At 77.0% G+C, this 14,667-nt stretch carries 15 protein-coding genes; 8 read left to right on the forward strand and 7 right to left on the reverse strand.

Translation table 11 applies throughout. The annotated features are described in order from the left end of the window. Positions 1-52: 52 nt before the first annotated feature. Both G339_RS0122575 and G339_RS0122580 read left to right on the forward strand, forming a co-directional pair. The gene (locus tag G339_RS0122575; protein ID WP_019633338.1) at positions 53-712 is read left to right on the forward strand and encodes an SGNH/GDSL hydrolase family protein; all 660 of its coding nucleotides are present in this window, start codon (positions 53-55) and stop codon (positions 710-712) included. A gap of 88 nt (positions 713-800) precedes the next feature. Beyond that, positions 801-1,649, forward strand: coding sequence for a class I SAM-dependent methyltransferase (locus G339_RS0122580; protein ID WP_019633339.1), 849 nt, complete (start codon positions 801-803; stop codon positions 1,647-1,649). 17 nt (positions 1,650-1,666) lie between these two features. Here G339_RS0122580 and G339_RS0122585 read toward each other — a convergent pair whose 3' ends face one another. The 3 genes from G339_RS0122585 to G339_RS39070 form a co-directional block, all read right to left on the reverse strand. Continuing rightward, complete coding sequence (locus G339_RS0122585; protein WP_019633340.1) at positions 1,667-2,134, reverse strand: nitroreductase family deazaflavin-dependent oxidoreductase; 468 nt, start codon at positions 2,132-2,134, stop codon at positions 1,667-1,669. 185 nt (positions 2,135-2,319) lie between these two features. After that, positions 2,320-2,979 carry a hypothetical protein gene (locus G339_RS0122590; protein ID WP_157407950.1) on the reverse strand — a complete coding sequence of 220 codons (660 nt, stop codon included), beginning with the start codon at positions 2,977-2,979 and terminating at the stop codon, positions 2,320-2,322. Positions 2,980-3,041: 62 nt separating this feature from the next. Beyond that, the gene (locus G339_RS39070) at positions 3,042-3,269 is read right to left on the reverse strand and encodes a hypothetical protein (RefSeq protein WP_157407951.1); all 228 of its coding nucleotides are present in this window, start codon (positions 3,267-3,269) and stop codon (positions 3,042-3,044) included. Positions 3,270-3,406: 137 nt separating this feature from the next. On the opposite strand from G339_RS39070, the gene G339_RS0122595 reads away from it, so the two are divergent. Continuing rightward, positions 3,407-3,949: a DoxX family membrane protein gene (locus tag G339_RS0122595; protein ID WP_051107933.1), complete on the forward strand. Its 543-nt coding sequence runs from the start codon at positions 3,407-3,409 to the stop codon at positions 3,947-3,949. A gap of 49 nt (positions 3,950-3,998) precedes the next feature. On the opposite strand, the gene G339_RS0122600 is transcribed toward G339_RS0122595, so the two are convergent. Beyond that, a complete protein-coding gene (locus G339_RS0122600) occupies positions 3,999-4,667 on the reverse strand; it encodes a response regulator transcription factor (RefSeq protein WP_019633343.1) in 669 nt (222 codons plus the stop codon). Between the two features lie 151 nt (positions 4,668-4,818). Between G339_RS0122600 and G339_RS0122605 the strand changes: the two genes are divergently transcribed. Both G339_RS0122605 and G339_RS34900 read left to right on the forward strand, forming a co-directional pair. After that, the gene (locus G339_RS0122605) at positions 4,819-6,516 is read left to right on the forward strand and encodes a GAF domain-containing sensor histidine kinase (protein ID WP_019633344.1); all 1,698 of its coding nucleotides are present in this window, start codon (positions 4,819-4,821) and stop codon (positions 6,514-6,516) included. A gap of 99 nt (positions 6,517-6,615) precedes the next feature. Further along, complete coding sequence (locus G339_RS34900; protein WP_019633345.1) at positions 6,616-8,322, forward strand: CoA-binding protein; 1,707 nt, start codon at positions 6,616-6,618, stop codon at positions 8,320-8,322. Here the strand turns inward: G339_RS34900 and G339_RS0122615 are convergent. Further along, on the reverse strand, positions 8,306-9,301 hold the full coding sequence (locus G339_RS0122615; protein WP_019633346.1) for an Acg family FMN-binding oxidoreductase: 996 nt from the start codon (positions 9,299-9,301) through the stop codon (positions 8,306-8,308). The two genes, G339_RS34900 and G339_RS0122615, sit on opposite strands and share 17 nt — an antisense overlap. Before the next feature lie 169 nt (positions 9,302-9,470). Here G339_RS0122615 and G339_RS0122620 point away from each other — a divergent pair, with 169 nt between their 5' ends. Further along, entirely contained in the window at positions 9,471-9,884 is a 414-nt protein-coding gene (locus tag G339_RS0122620) for a pyridoxamine 5'-phosphate oxidase family protein (RefSeq protein WP_019633347.1), read from the forward strand. Between the two features lie 62 nt (positions 9,885-9,946). Beyond that, positions 9,947-10,780: a patatin-like phospholipase family protein gene (locus G339_RS0122625; RefSeq protein WP_019633348.1), complete on the forward strand. Its 834-nt coding sequence runs from the start codon at positions 9,947-9,949 to the stop codon at positions 10,778-10,780. Positions 10,781-10,820: 40 nt separating this feature from the next. On the opposite strand, the gene G339_RS0122630 is transcribed toward G339_RS0122625, so the two are convergent. Both G339_RS0122630 and glpK read right to left on the reverse strand, forming a co-directional pair. Beyond that, a complete protein-coding gene (locus tag G339_RS0122630) occupies positions 10,821-11,966 on the reverse strand; it encodes an alpha/beta hydrolase (RefSeq protein ID WP_019633349.1) in 1,146 nt (381 codons plus the stop codon). A gap of 112 nt (positions 11,967-12,078) precedes the next feature. Then, entirely contained in the window at positions 12,079-13,590 is a 1,512-nt protein-coding gene (glpK, locus tag G339_RS0122635) for a glycerol kinase GlpK (RefSeq protein WP_019633350.1), read from the reverse strand. 134 nt (positions 13,591-13,724) lie between these two features. Between glpK and G339_RS0122640 the strand changes: the two genes are divergently transcribed. Beyond that, on the forward strand, positions 13,725-14,666 hold the full coding sequence (locus tag G339_RS0122640) for a tellurite resistance/C4-dicarboxylate transporter family protein (protein WP_019633351.1): 942 nt from the start codon (positions 13,725-13,727) through the stop codon (positions 14,664-14,666). The last annotated feature ends 1 nt before the right edge of the window (position 14,667 follow it).

The following is a 14,667-nucleotide window of genomic DNA, read 5'->3' on the forward strand; positions in this document are numbered from 1 at the left end:
GCCCGGGGCGGGCCGCCGGTCCGCGACCATCCGACGAACGGAGCGACCCGCGATGTCCGACACCAAGCGCATCCTGTGTTTCGGCGACTCCCTGACCTGGGGGTGGGAGCCCGTCGCCGAGGCCGTCCCGACCCGGCGGCACGCGACCGCGCAGCGCTGGCCGCGCGCGCTGGAGGCCGCGCTCGGCCCCGGCCACGAGGTCGTCGAGGAGGGGCTGAGCGGCCGCACCACCACCGCCGACGACCCGGTCGACCCGAGGCTGAACGGCGGCGCCTATCTGCCCGCCGCGCTGGCGTCCCACTTCCCGCTCGACCTCGTGGTGATCATGCTCGGGACCAACGACGCCAAGGCGGCGTTCGGCCGGACGCCCTTCGACATCGCCACCGGGATGTTCACGCTGGTGGACCAGGTCGCCCGCTCCGGCGGCGGCGCGGGGACGGTGTACCCCGCGCCGCGCGCGCTCGTCGTCGCGCCGCCGCCGCTCGGCGCGATCCCCGACCCGTGGTTCGCGGAGGTGTTCCGGGGCGCGGCCGAGAAGATCGCGGAGCTGCCGCGGCTGTACCGGGCGCTGGCGGGGTTCGCGGGCGCGGCGTTCTTCGACGCGGGCACGGCCGTCGCGACGGACGGCGTGGACGGCATCCACCTGACGGGACGGACGAGCGCCGCGCTCGGGCGCGCGCTGGCCGAGCCGGTGGCGGCGGCCCTGCTCTGACCCGCGCCCGGTCAACGCAGATGGGTGCGCCGACCGTCGCAGTCGAAGATGTCGATGACTTGCGCAAGTGGCTCGTAGGGTCGGAGGCATGGCCCACGAACACCATGCGCACGGAGACGACGCCGCCCTCGCGAAGATGCTGGACCTGGACGCCGAGGTGCTGCGGCCCGTCCTCACCGAGACGACCGCCTGGCTCGCGGAGCTGGCCGGGGACCCGCCGCCCGCGCGGGTCCTCGACCTCGGCAGCGGGCCGGGCGCGGGCACGTTCGCGCTGCTCGACCGGTTCCCGGCGGCCGAGGCGGTCGCGGTGGACGCCGCCCCCGGAATGCTGGACCGCCTCACCGGGGCCGCCCGCGCGCGCGGCGTCGCCGACCGGGTCACCGCCGTCGCGGCGGACCTGGACGCCGGATGGCCGCCGGTCGGCGCGTTCGACCTGGTCTGGGCGTCGGCGTCGCTGCACCACGTGGCCGACCCGGCGCGGGTGCTGCGCGACGTGCGCGGCGCGCTGCGGCCGGGCGGGCTGTTCGCGGTGCTGGAGCTGGACGGCTTCCCGCGCTTCCTGCCGCACGACCTCGGGTTCGGGCGGCCGGGCCTGGAGGACCGCTGCCACGCGGCGCTCGCGGACCGGCACGGCGCGGAGCTGCCGAACCTCGGCGCGGACTGGGGGCCGCCGCTGCGCGACGCCGGGTTCGCCGTCGAGGGCGAGCGCGTCCTGGCGATCGAACTGGCGCCGCCGCTGACCGAGGCCGCCGGCCGCTACGCGCGGGTGACGCTGGACCGGCTGCGCGCCCACCTGGCCGACCGGCTCGACGCCGACGACCTCGCGGCGCTGGACGCGCTGCTGACGCCCGGCGGCCCGCACGACGTCCGCCGCCGCGACGACCTGGCGGCCCGGGGCCGGCGCACGGCGTGGGTGGCGCGGCGGCCCGTGGTTTGAGCCCGTGGTGTGAGCGGTCACCGCTTGACGGTCAGCCGCACCATCGGGACGTCCTCGACGGGCCGGCCGACCGCCGCCTCGATCACCGCGCGCAGGCCCGCCCACGCGCGGGGCCGCTCGACGGCGTAGCGCCGCAGGACGGCGGCGGACTCGTCGGGCGGCAGCGGCTCGGCCGCCGCCGGGGCGCTCCGGCGCGGGCCGCACGACACGCGGACGTCCGGGCAGGCGAGGATGTTGCGGTACCACTGCGCGCGCTCCCCGAACCCGGCCGCGACGACGTACACGTCGCGGGAGGGCCGCTCGACGACCTCCAGCACGACGAACCGGCGGGCGCCCGAGACGCGTCCCCGGTGCTCCAGCAGGAGCGTGCGGGTGCCGAGCAGGAAGCCGAGCCCGGCGCGGTAGAGCGGGATCGGGGCGCGCACGAGCCGACGGGTGGTGAGGGCGCGTGCGCCGAGCGCCGCGGTCCGGTCGGCAAGTCCCATCGGGGATTCCCTCCGTCGTTGACGGGACCAGCCTAGACCATCCTTTGCACTGTGCAACGGTCGCCCTGGAGCGCGCCAATATTCATGGCGCACAACCGTCGTTGGAATTGTGTTCGGCGCGAATTAATGTGGACCGTTGGAAATGCCCGGGGCGCGCGCGGGGAGGGCGCGCACCCCGGACCGGATCAGGAGTCCGCGACGTGCAGGGTGTCGTCGAAGACGCCCGGCGCGGACTCGCCCTTGATCGTCCCGAAGCCGCTCGCGACGCCCGTGGACGGGCACAGGAACCCGCTGCCGGACTTCTTCTGCAGCGTCACGCTGTTCAGCGCGCCCTGCAGTTCGGCGACCGAGGCGTCCGGCCGCGACGCGTTGTCGGGGTTGTAGAGGTCGATCAGGAGCTGGTGGACCGAGGAGCCGAAGCCGTAGTAGCAGGTGGTGCCGCTGAGCGAGACCTTGACGGTGAGCGCGGAGTCGGTGAACACCAGGCCCGCGCTGTGGCCGGGGCTCTGCGGGTCGTAGGCGACGGTGCCCGCGGTGTAGGGGAGGTTCTGGAACTCGACGGTCGCGCCGGAGCAGCCGCTGATCGAGGCGCTGGTCAGCGTGGTCGCGCCGGACGACTGCAGGGTGCCGCCGAGCGTCGCGCTGGTGCAGCTCGCGGTGACCGTCTGGCCGAGGATCGTGGCCTGGACGCTGATCGGGGACAGGTTCTGGAACTGGAAGTTGCCCGAGTACGGCCCGGCGGAGTCGCGGACGACCGTGCCCGCGGCCGACGCGCCGCCGGCCAGCAGCCCGACCGCCGCGCCCGCCGCGACGGCGGGCAGGCAGATCCTGGTGAGTGCTCTCATCGACGTGCTCCTGTCGATCGGGGGGTGGTTCCGGATGCGGGAGGCGGTGGCGCACGGGGTGATCACGACCGGCCCGTTCCGCCCGCGGAATTGATCGGCAGCAACTGCTCACTGCCGATGATGAAACGTGAAAGAGATTTCGTCAACAGTTCCCGAAGTACGAATTTCGCGGCGGAATTCAGCCCGCCGGTGAAAGGCGTTCCGGCAGGGGTGAGCGGGTCGCCCGACCCGCAATTCACGGAATGCGGCTGCCGGTGCGGCGGCGTGCCGCTGCGCGCGGCGGGCCGCACGGCGACCCGTGGGGCCGGGCGGCCCGGGAGCGGCGGGACCAACGTCCCCGCGGGCCGGAGCCCTTCGCGCCTGCCGCGCCCGGCCGCGGCGCGGTGGAGTGGAGGCGTCCGCTCCGGCGATCGAAGAGGAGAGCACGATGGCCGTCCCCACCCGCAGGCCCGAGACCCCCCGACAGCGGCCCGCCGCGCGGGACGCGGCCGCCGCCCGGTACGTGTGGGCCGTCGCGCGGCTCGCGCTCGGCTGGGTGTTCCTCTGGGCGTTCCTGGACAAGACGTTCGGCCTCGGCCACGCGACGCCGAGGGCCCGCGCGTGGATCGAGGGCGGCAGCCCCACCGAGGGGTTCCTGAAGCACACGCCGCAGGGCCCGCTCGCGGACTTCTACCACGGGCTCGCGGGGTCGGCCGCCGCCGACTGGCTGTTCATGGCCGGGCTGGCGGGGATCGGCGCGGCGCTGCTGCTCGGGATCGGGACGCGGGTCGCGGCGGCGGCCGGGGCCGTGCTGCTGGTGATGATGTGGAGCGCCGTCCTGCCGCCCGCCGACAACGTGTTCATGGACGACCACCTGGTGTACGCGGTCGTCCTGGTCGGGCTGGCGCTGACGGACGCGGGCGACGTCCTCGGCCTCGGCGGCGTCTGGGGGCGGACGGCGCTGGTCCGCAGGCTGCCGTTCCTGAAGTGACCGTGTTCGGAATGACCGGGCGCGGCGGGGCGACGGCCCCGCCGCGCGGTCAGGCGTCGCGGTCGCGGCCGCGGTCGGCCTTGAGCCGGGCCGCGTACGCGGCGGCCTGCGTGCGGCGCGTCATCCCGAGCTTGGCGAACAGGTGGGAGGTGTAGTTCTTGACGGTCTTCTCCGCCAGGAACATCCGCTCCCCGATCTGCCGGTTCGTCAGCCCCTCCCCGATCAGGTCGAAGATCGCTCGCTCGCGGTCGGTGAGCGCGCCGAGCGGGTCGCCGCGCTCCTGCCGGTCGCGGATGCGGGCGAGCATCCGCGCCGTGCTGCGCGGGTCGAGCAGCGACTGCCCGGACGCGACGGTGCGGATGGCCCCGACCAGGTCCGAGCCGTGGATCTGCTTGAGGACGTAGCCGGACGCGCCCGCCATCACCGCGTCGAACAGCGCCTCCTCGTCGTCGAAGGAGGTGAGCATCAGGCAGGCCAGGCCGGGCAGCCGCGACCGCAGCTCGCGGCAGAGCGCGACGCCGTCGCCGTCGGGCAGCCGGACGTCCAGGACGGCGACGTCGGGCCGGGCGGCGGGGACGCGGGCGAGCGCCTGCTCCACCGAGCCCGCCTCGCCGACGACGTCCAGGCCGTCCTCGGCCGACAGCAGCGCCGCGACGCCCCGGCGGACGACCTCGTGGTCGTCGACCAGGAACACGCGGATCGGATTCTCGCCGGTCATCGGGCATCGCTCCCCTCGCGGAACCGGGCGGTCGCCCCGACCCTAGCCATCGGACGTCCGCGATCACCGGGTCCGAAGTGCCGAACTGGTGCGAAGATCCTCGCATGTGTCATCAGCCGCGATTTTCCCCCGGAGCCCGGAACGTGAGCCCATGACCGGCGACCGGTCGCCCGGCGAGGAACGGGCCAAGCTCGTCCTGCCGCAGCTCCAGCTCGACGACCTCCTCGCCGAGCTGCAGGCGCGGCTGGAGACGGCGCGGTCCACCCGCGACCGCGTCCACGCGCTGCTGGAGGCGGTGGTCTCCATCGGCGGCGAGCTGGACCTCGCCTCGGTGCTGCGCCGCATCATCGAGGCCGCGACGACGCTGGTCGACGCCCGCTACGGCGCGCTCGGCGTGATCGCCGAGGAGGGCGAGCGGCTGGTGGAGTTCGTCACGGTCGGCGTCGGGCAGGCGGAGATCGACGCGATCGGGCACTGGCCGCACGGGCGCGGCATCCTCGGCCTGCTCATCCGCGAGCCGCACCCGCTGCGGCTGCCGAACCTGTCCGAGCACCCCGAGTCCTACGGGTTCCCCGCCGACCATCCGCCGATGGGCACGTTCCTCGGCGTCCCGATCCGCGTCCGCGACGAGGTGTTCGGGAACCTGTACCTCACCGAGAAGGCCGGGGGCGGGGAGTTCGACGCCGACGACGAGGTCGTCGTCGGGGCGCTGGCCACCGCGGCGGGCGTCGCGATCGAGAACGCGCGCCTGTACGAGGAGGGCCGCCGCCGCGAGCAGTGGCTGGAGGCGTCCGCGGAGGTCGCGACCCGGCTGCTGTCGGGCACTGGGACGCGGGAGGTGACCTCGCTCGTCGCCGAACGGGCCCGGCGCATCGCGGACGCCGACCTGGCGGTGGTGTCGCTGGCGGACCGCGCCGCCGGGGAGTTCGTCGTGGACGCCGCCGACGGCGCGGACGCCGCCGCGCTGCGCGGCCGGCGCGTCCCGATGGACGAGGCGGTCACCGCGCCGGTGTTCCGCACGGGCGCGCCGCTGCGCGTCGAGGACGCCGCGCGGCCGGGGGGCGGCGGCCCGCTGCTGGCCGTCCCGCTCGGGACGGGCCGGTCGGCGCGCGGCGTCGTCGCGGTCGCCAACCGGTCCGGGGGCGCGACGTTCGGCGAGGCGACGCAGCGGCTGCTGGAGGCGTTCGGGACGCAGGCGGCGGTGGCGCTGGAGCTGGCCGACCGCCGCCGCGACGCCGAGCGGCTGGCCCTGCTGGAGGACCGCGACCGCATCGCCAAGGACCTGCACGACACCGTCATCCAGCGGCTGTTCGCGACCGCGATGACGCTGCTCAGCGCCATCAAGATCGCCGAGAGCGCGGAGGTGTCGAACCGCGTCCAGCGCGCCGTGGACGACCTGGACGACACCATCCGGCAGATCCGCTCGACGATCTTCGCGCTGCAGACCGCGCCGGACGCCGACGCGCTGCGCAGCCGCTTCCACGCGCTGCTGGACGCCGCCGCCGAGCACCTCGGGTTCGCGCCGTCGGTGCGGCTGGACGGGCTGCTGGACACGGCGGTCCCCGACGAGGTGGGCGAGCAGTTGCTGGCGGTGGCGCGGGAGGCGCTGTCGAACGTCGCCCGGCACGCCGGCGCGACGCGCGTCACCGTCGCGGTGTCGGTGGGCGACGAGCTGGTGCTGCGGGTCGTGGACGACGGCGTCGGCATCACGCCCGGCGGGCGGCGCAGCGGGCTGGCGAACCTGCGCGACCGCGCGAAGGCGCTCGGCGGCTCGTTCGCGGTCCGGCCGGGCCCGGACGGCGGGACCGAACTGCTGTGGCGCGTCCCGCTCCCCGGCGACGAGGACTAGCCGGGGACCAGCGGCCCGCCCGGGAGGGGACCAAGGTCCCGGCGCGCGGCGGACGTCCGCGCCTGCCGCCCGCGCGGCGCGGGCGCGAGGCTTGCGTCCATGACCGAATCCGCGACCGAGTCGGCGACGGACTCCGCCGGGACGCGCCTGGACCCGCTGCTGCGGCCCCGGGCGGTCGCGGTCGTCGGGTCGGCCCCCGGCGTCCTGCGCGGCCTCGCGGCGGGCGGCTTCGGCGGGACGGTGCTCGCGGTGAACCCGCACGCGGCGGGCGAGGCGGTCCACGGCGCGGCGTGCGTCGCGTCGCCCGCGGACCTGCCCGAGCGGCCCGACCTGGTGGTCCTCGCGGTGCCCGCCGCGTCGGTCGCGGACGCGGCGGCCGCGTGCGGGCGGCGCGGGGCGCGGGCGGCGGTGGTGCTGACGTCGGGGCTGTCGGCGGCGCAGGAGGACGCGCTGCGCGCCGCGTGCCGCGCGTGGGGCATGGTGCTGGTCGGGCCCGGTTCGGCGGGGGTCGCGGTGCCCGCGCTGGGACTGCACGCCACGGTCGCGGTGCGGCGTCCGGCGGCGGGGGACGTCGCGGTGGCGGTGCGGTCGGGCGGCGTCGGCGGTGCGCTGCTCGGGCGCCTGGCGCGGCTGAACATCGGCGTCGCGTCCTATGTGGCCACGGGCGGGGCGACCGACGTCCGCGACGACCTGCTGCGCCGGTGGGCGGCGGACCCGGCGGTGCGGCTCGGCGTCCTGGACGCGACCACGCCGGAGGACCTGCGGGTCCTCGCGCGGGCGGCCGGGCGGGGCACCCCGGTGCTGGCGCTCGCGCCCGCTTCGGCGGGCGGCGGTCGCGGCCCGCTGGACGGGCCGCTCGGCGCGGTCCGGCGGGCGCTGTTCGCGCGGTCGGGCGTCGTCGTGGCGCGGACGCTCGCGGAACTGGTCGAGGCGGCGGCCGTGCTGGCGCCGGGGCCCGCGCCGCGCGGGCGGCGCGTCGCGGTGCTCGCCGCCGGGGCCGAGGCGGGCGCGGCGGCGGCCGCCGCGTGCGCCGCCGCCGGGCTGGCCGCCGCGCCGCTGACGGCGGCGACCCGCCGCGCCCTGCCGCCCGGTCCCGTGCCGGGCGCGGTCGTCGCCGCGGAGCCGGGACCGGCCGCCGCCGTCCTCGGCCGGGACGCGACGGTGGACGCGGTGCTGGTCGTCTCCCCCGCGCCGCCGCCCGGCCCGGCGGGCGTGCCCGTCGTCGCGGTGCGGCCGGGGCAGGTCGAGGGCGTTCGCGTCACGGCGGACGGCGTTCCGTCGTACGCGTCCCCGGCGCGCGCGGCCCGCGCCCTGGCGCACGCGGCGTCCCTCCACCGCGCGGACGAGCCCGGGACGCCCGTGGAGGTCCCGCCCGGCGGTCCGGCCGCCGCCCGCGCGCTGGTCGGCGTCCGCCCCGGCGGCGCGCGCCTCCCCCGCGCGGCGACGCTGCGGCTGCTGGCGGCCTACGGGGTCGTCGCGCGGAACGCGGCCCCGGGCGGGCGGGGCGCGCGGGTCCGGTGCGGGACGTTCCGGGACGAGCTGTTCGGCCCCGTCGTCGTGCTCGCCGTCGAGGGCGGCGCGGTCCCGGCCGCCGCGGCCTGCCCGCTGACCGGCGGCGGCGCGGCCGGGCTGGTGCGCGCGGCGGGCCTGCCGCCCGTCCTGGCCGGGCCGGTGGCGCAGCTCGCCCGGCTGGCCGCCGACCTGCCGGAGGTCGCCCGCCTGGACGTGGACGCGGTGGTGGACCGGGCGGAACTGGCGATCGTCAACGCCCGCGCGGAGGTCGCGCCCGTCAGGGCTCGGGGATGACGACGTCCTCGACGGGGCGGCGGACGCCGGCCGGCCCGGTCCCGTCCGGCACGCCCAGGCGCAGGACGAGTTGCGGGTACTCGCCGTCGCAGAACCGCGTCCGGATGAACGCGCGCAGCTCCGGGACCTCCAGCGCCTGCGTGTGGAACGCGGCGGCCAGGCCCGCCTCGGCGGCGTGCAGCAGGACGCGCTGGAGCGCGCGTCCGGCGCGCAGCCAGTCCGCGCGGTCGTCGCCGGGGGTGCTGAGCGTCAGCACCGTCCCGACCGCGGACTCCCCGGCGGACGCGCCGGTGCCCCAGCCGCGGCCGCGGGCGAAGTCGCGGGCCGCGAAGTCGGGGTCGGTGCGGGGCGCCTCGCGCGGGTAGGCGGCGGCCGGGACGCCGTCGCGGCGGTCGGCGCCGGGGCGGGACGCCCAGCGGGCGGTCTCGGCGGCGTGCGCCGCGTCGAGGTGCTGGACGTGCTCGGCGGCGCGGGTCAGCGCGGCGAGCGCCGCCACCGCGTGCTCGTCCGTCACCGGCGCGAGCCGGACGCCCTCGCGCCCGGCCTCGGCGCGCAGCCGTTCCACGGCCCGCGGCGGGACGGGCACGGCGCGGAACGCCGTCCGGTGCGCGCGCCGCCGCGGCACCTTGGCCAGCAGCCGCGCGGCGGCCGCCGCCTCCCCCGCCGCGACCGCGCCGCCGAACACGACCTCGGCGAGCAGGTTGGGCCGGTCGGGATCGGGCAGCAGGGCCGTGCGCGGGTCGCGGCCGTGGACGCGCAGCGCGGTCTCGGCGGTGAACAGCGCCGCGCCGCAGCTGATCACCAGCTCGCGGCCGACCGGGTCGGCCGCCGACAGCCGCCGGGCCGCGTCGGCGCGCAGCACGACCCGGTCGTCGGCCAGGCCGAACGTCCACGGCTGCGTGTTGTGGACGGACGGCGCCCACAGGGCCGCCGCCGCGATCCGCCGCGCCAGGGCGGTGCCGGTCTCCGCGGTGTCCATCGGGGCTCCCCTCGCTCGGCCGCCGCACGTCCTCGTGCGCCGTCTCCAGTGGACCGCGCGCGGCCGCCCGTCCCGCAGGGCCGTTGGGCCCCGGCCCGGGGGACCCCGCCGCCCGCGCGCGGGACCTTCGGCCCTGACCGGCGCGCGCCCCGCGCGCCATGCTCGGGGCATGACGCTGGACCGGGGCGGGCTGCAGATCCTGGACGACGGCGCGTGCCGCGCCCTGCTCGCGGCCGTCCCGATCGGCCGGATCGTGTTCACCGACCGGGCGCTGCCCGCCGTGCAGCCGGTGAACTTCACGCTGGTGGACGGCGACGTGGTCGTGCGGACGTCGTCGGACTCGCGGCTCGCGGCGGCGGTCCGCGACGCGGTCGTCGCGTTCGAGGCCGACGACTACGACGCGCGGACCGGCACGGGCTGGTCGGTGGTGGTGATCGGCCGCGCCCGCGCCGTCGTGGACGCGGCGGAGCTGGCCGCGCTGCGCGCCGTCCCGCTGCGCCCGTGGGTGCGCGGCGGCCCGGACCGGTTCCTGCGCATCCGCCCCGACCTGCTGTCGGGCCGCCGCCTGCCCGGCGGGCCCTGAACCGGGCTTCCGTGTCGGCTCCGGCGCGCCGGGGTAGGGCGGTCCGCGGGGAAGGAGGGGCCGTGACGCGAGCGCTGGTGCTGGGCGCGGGCATCTCGCCGGGCCTGCCGTGGCAGGCCGGGCTGATCGAGGGCCTGCGCCGCGCGGGGACCGACCTCGGGTCCGCCGACCTGATCGTCGCCACGTCCGCGGGGGCCTTCGCGGGGGCGCTGCTGGCGTTCGGCGCGGATCTGGAGCCCGCGATCGACGGGCTCCTGGACGCGGCCGACGCGGCTCCCCCGGCCCGGCCGTCCGCCGACCGCTTCCTGACCCTGTTCGAGATCCTGGCCGACACCGCCGTCCCCGCCGAGGAGCGGCGGACGCGGGCCGCGCGCCTGTCCCCCGTGCCGGACGCCGGCGCCGCGGCGCGCCGGGTGGACCTGGTCGTCGGCCGCCTGCCGTCCGAGGAGTGGCCGGACTACCCGCTGCTGCTGGTCGCCGTGGACGCCGACACCGGGGAGCGCGTGGTGTGGCGGCGGGGCGGCGCGGCGCCGCTGGGCGACGCGCTCCGCGCGGCGTGCGCGACGCCGACGATCTTCGCCCCGGTCGAGGCGGGCGGCCGCCGCTGCGTGGACGGCCTGGTCGCGTCCACCACCCACGCCGACCTCACCGCCGGGCACGACCGCGTCGTCGTCCTGGACTCGCTGGGCCATCTGCGGCTGCCGACCGCCGTGCTCGACGCGGAACTGGCCGCGGTCCGCCCCGCGGCGACGGCCGTCGTCGGGCCGGGCGTGGAGACGATGCGGATGTTCCCGCTGGACATCTTCGACGCGGCGGCGAGCCGGTCGGCGTTCCAGGCGGGCGTGCGGCAGGCCGAGGCCGAGGCCGACGCCGTCGCGCGCGTCTGGAACGGCTGACCGCCGCCCGGAAACCGGACGGCGGTCGGCGCGGTTCCGCTCAGACGCCGAACTTGGCCGCCAGGCGCGGGACGTAGTCGACGAGGTCCTGGTCCCAGCACAGGGCGTCGTGGCCGCCGTCGCACTGGCCCCAGCCGGTGCCGTCGCCGTAGTCCTTCCAGTAGTAGGGGACTCCGGCGGCGTCGAGCTTGTCCTTGAAGTGCTTGGACGCGCCCTCCAGCCACCACTCCAGGCCCTTCGGGCCGATCGGGGCCTGGAACACGCCGCCGCCCCCGTTGCCGATGTAGATGGAGACGCCGAGGCCGGCGAGCTTGGCGGCGTTCGCGCCCGGGTCCGCCTCGTTCCACAGGTGGTCGGCGTTGAGCACCGGGTACGGCGAGCCGAACAGGGCGTCGCTGTCCACGGCGGGCGCGTAGGCGTCGTTCACCGCGCAGTCGGCGGTCGGGTCCGACAGGGTGCTCGCGGCGCACAGCGCGCCCGTCGCGTCGATGAGGGAGCCGACGACGGTCAGCCGCAGGTCCATCGAGTTGACCGACAGGTCGTTGTCGCCGGACATCGTCGCGACGTCGGAGAACAGGTCGGGGTGGAGTTGGGCGTAGTGGAGCGCTCCGAATCCGCCCATCGAGATGCCCGCGATGGCGCGGTGCTGCTTGTCCGCGACGGTCCGCAGGTTCGCGTCGATGTACGGGACGAGCTGGTCGATGTGGAAGTTCTCCCAGTTCTGCGCCCCGGCGGGGGTGTTCTGGTCGCGCCAGTTGGAGTACCAGCCGCGGTTGCCGCCGTCGGGGAGCACGAAGATCATCCCGGCCTGGCCGTTGAGGGCGCGGTAGCCGTTGAAGTAGTTCGCGGGGTCGCCGGGCGAGCCGTGCAGCAGGTACATCACCGGGTAGCGCTTGGCGGTGTCGGCGGCGTACCCGTCCGGGAGGATGATCCGGATGTGGTGCCGTCCGGCGACCTGCGGCGTCGTGACGGTGATGACGAAGTCGTTCGCGGTGTTGCGCGCGGCGATCTCCGGTTCGGTCGGGACCTGCGTGAGGCCGAAGCCGTCCGGCAGGGTCGGCGGGGCGGGCGCGTCGGCGCGCGCGGGCGGCGCGACGAGCGCGGCCAGGACGGCGAGCAGCGCCGCGACGGCGGCGGCGAGCGCCGTGCCGCGCCTGCGGGGGGCAAGGATCGGGGTGGTGGGCATCGCGTCCCTTTCGTCCGGGGATGATCACCGACCGCCATCCAAGCAGACATCAATGTTCTTTTGAAGGTGGAAGCGCGACGGCTGCGTCACATTCGCGCGGCGGCGCGGTGGCTCACCCCGCCCAGCCGAGGGAGCGTTCGACGGCCTTGTGCCAGCCCGCCAGGCCCGCCGCGCGGCGGTCGTCGTCCCATGTCGGCTCCCAGCGGCGGTCCTCGGCCCAGTTGCCGCGCAGCTCGTCCGGGCCGCTCCAGAACCCGGTGGCGAGCCCGGCGGCGTAGGCCGCGCCGAGCGCGGTGGTCTCGGCGACGACGGGCCGCGACACCGGGACGCCGAGGATGTCGGCCTGCATCTGCATGCACAGCTCGTTGGCGGTGATGCCGCCGTCCACGCGCAGGACGTCCAGGGCGACGCCGGAGTCGGCGCGCATCGCGTCCACGACGTCGCGGGACTGGTAGCAGATCGCCTCCAGCGTGGCCCGCGCCAGGTGCGCCGCGGTGTGGTAGCGCGACAGCCCGACGATCGCGCCGCGCGCGTCGCCGCGCCAGTACGGCGCGAACAGCCCGGAGAACGCGGGCACGAAGTACACGCCGCCGCTGTCGGGGACCTGCGCGGCCAGCGCCTCGCTCTGCGCCGCGCCGGAGATGATCCCGAGCTGGTCGCGCAGCCACTGCACGGCCGACCCGGTGACGGCGATCGAGCCCTCCAGCGCGTACACGGCGGGCTCGTCGCCGAACCGGTGGCAGACGGTGGTGATCATGCCCGCCTCGGACCGGACGGGCTCGGTACCGGTGTTGAGCAGCAGGAAGTTGCCGGTGCCATAGGTGTTCTTGGCCTCGCCGGGCGCGAAGCACACCTGCCCGACCATCGCGGCCTGCTGGTCGCCGAGCGCGGCGGTCAGCGCGACCTCCGCGCCGAACGGGCCGTCGCGGCGCGTCGTGCCGTACGGCTCGGGCGAGGACGAGGAGCGGATCTCGGGCAGCATCGCGCGCGGGACGCCGAAGAACGACAGCAGCTCGTCGTCCCAGTCCAGGGTCTCCAGGTCCATGAGCATGGTGCGGCTGGCGTTGGTGACGTCGGTGACGTGGACGCCGCCGTCCGGGCCGCCGGTGAGGTTCCACAGCAGCCAGGTGTCGATCGTCCCGAACAGGGCGTCGCCGCGCTCGGCGGCGGCGCGGACGCCGCCGGTGTTCTCCAGGATCCACTGCGCCTTGCCCGCCGCGAAGTAGGTGGCGGGCGGCAGCCCGGCGCGGCGGCGGACGACGTCGCCGCGCCCGTCGCGCTCCAGCGCGGCGGCGATGCGGTCGGTGCGGGTGTCCTGCCAGACGATCGCGTTGCCGTACGGCCGCCCGGTCCGCCGGTCCCACACGACGGTGGTCTCGCGCTGGTTGGCGATCCCCACGGCGGCGAGGTCGGCGGCGGTCAGGCCCGCCCCGGCCAGCGCGCCCTCGACGACGGCGCGGGCCCGGTCCCAGATCTGGACGGGGTCGTGCTCGACCCAGCCGTCGCGCGGGAGGATCTGGTCGTGCTCGAGCTGGTGGCGGGCGACCTCGGCGCCGCCCCGGTCGAAGACCATGAATCGGGTGCTGGTGGTTCCCTGGTCCAGTGCTCCGACGAGGTCGGCCACGGGGCGGCTCCTTCCGGGTGCGCGCCGGTCGCGCCCGAAAGGACGATATACGCGGCCGGGCGGCGCGTCAGGCCCGGCGGGGCGGTCCGTCGCGCGCAGGGGTGCGGGCCCGGCGGGAGGGGGAGGAACGCGGTATGACGCCCGAATCGAGTGTCCGGCGGCGGCGGTGCGCCGACGTCACGCCCGCGTGGGGCGCGGAGGTCATGGGCACCGGCATCGTCGCGGTCGGCCTGCACCTGGCGGGCCGGACCGGCCCGTCCCGGATCGTGCTGGCCGTCGCGGGCCTGGTGTGGGTCGTGCTGGCCGTGGTGTTCTTCGCCCGGCTCGGCGCCGACCGGCCCGAGTGGCGGCGCGAGGCGGCGACGCCCGCCGCGCTGACGGCGGTGGCGGGCACCGGCGTGCTCGGCGTCGGGGTGGCGCTGCTCGGCCGGACGACCGCCGCGGCGGCGCTGCTCGCGGCGGCCGCGCTGGTGTGGGTCGTGCTGCTCCCCCGCGTGCTGCGCAACCTCCAGCGCCGGGTGCCGGGCGCGGCGTACCTGGTGACGGTCGGGACGCAGTCGGTGGCGGTGCTGTCGGCGACGCTGGCGGTGCTGTTCCCCGCGCACTGGCTGGTGTGGCCCGCCGGGGTCCTGCTCGTCCTCGGCGTCGCGCTGTACGCGCTGGTGCTGACCCGCTTCGACTTCGGGCAGCTCCGCGCCGGGGCCGGGGACCACTGGGTCGTCGCGGGCGCGCTGTCGATCTCGGCGCTGGCCTGCGGAAAGGTGACTGCGGCCGCCGCGCCGCACGCCGCCGAGCCGCCCCGCCCGCTGCGGTGGGCGACGCTGGCGCTGCTGGCGGCGGCGCTCGGCTGGTACGCCGTCCTGGTCGGCTGCGAGGTCCGCTGGCCGCGCCTCCGCTACGACGTCCGGCGCTGGTCGACGGTGTTCCCGCTCGGCATGACGGCGGTGAGCACGATGACGGCCGGGACCGTCTGCGGCGTCCCCTGGCTCCACACGCTCGGCGAGGTCCTGCTGTGGCCCGCCGTCGCGGTGTGGGCCGTCGTCGGGATCGGCGCGCTGCGCCGCATCACGCCGTGAC

It is taken from the genome of Actinomadura atramentaria DSM 43919 (genome assembly GCF_000381885.1).
Classification (GTDB): domain Bacteria; phylum Actinomycetota; class Actinomycetes; order Streptosporangiales; family Streptosporangiaceae; genus Spirillospora; species Spirillospora atramentaria.

What these genes read in the sequence shown, in the direction of transcription:
- G339_RS0122575 (WP_019633338.1), top strand. Translation starts at nt 53, where the DNA reads ATGTCCGACACCAAGCGCATCCTGTGTTTCGGCGACTCCCTGACCTGG.
- G339_RS0122580 (WP_019633339.1), top strand. Translation starts at nt 801, where the DNA reads ATGGCCCACGAACACCATGCGCACGGAGACGACGCCGCCCTCGCGAAG.
- G339_RS0122585 (WP_019633340.1), bottom strand. Translation starts at nt 2,134, where the DNA reads ATGGGACTTGCCGACCGGACCGCGGCGCTCGGCGCACGCGCCCTCACC.
- G339_RS0122590 (WP_157407950.1), bottom strand. Translation starts at nt 2,979, where the DNA reads ATGAGAGCACTCACCAGGATCTGCCTGCCCGCCGTCGCGGCGGGCGCG.
- G339_RS0122595 (WP_051107933.1), top strand. Translation starts at nt 3,407, where the DNA reads ATGGCCGTCCCCACCCGCAGGCCCGAGACCCCCCGACAGCGGCCCGCC.
- G339_RS0122600 (WP_019633343.1), bottom strand. Translation starts at nt 4,667, where the DNA reads ATGACCGGCGAGAATCCGATCCGCGTGTTCCTGGTCGACGACCACGAG.
- G339_RS0122605 (WP_019633344.1), top strand. Translation starts at nt 4,819, where the DNA reads ATGACCGGCGACCGGTCGCCCGGCGAGGAACGGGCCAAGCTCGTCCTG.
- G339_RS34900 (WP_019633345.1), top strand. Translation starts at nt 6,616, where the DNA reads ATGACCGAATCCGCGACCGAGTCGGCGACGGACTCCGCCGGGACGCGC.
- G339_RS0122615 (WP_019633346.1), bottom strand. Translation starts at nt 9,301, where the DNA reads ATGGACACCGCGGAGACCGGCACCGCCCTGGCGCGGCGGATCGCGGCG.
- G339_RS0122620 (WP_019633347.1), top strand. Translation starts at nt 9,471, where the DNA reads ATGACGCTGGACCGGGGCGGGCTGCAGATCCTGGACGACGGCGCGTGC.
- G339_RS0122630 (WP_019633349.1), bottom strand. Translation starts at nt 11,966, where the DNA reads ATGCCCACCACCCCGATCCTTGCCCCCCGCAGGCGCGGCACGGCGCTC.
- G339_RS0122640 (WP_019633351.1), top strand. Translation starts at nt 13,725, where the DNA reads ATGACGCCCGAATCGAGTGTCCGGCGGCGGCGGTGCGCCGACGTCACG.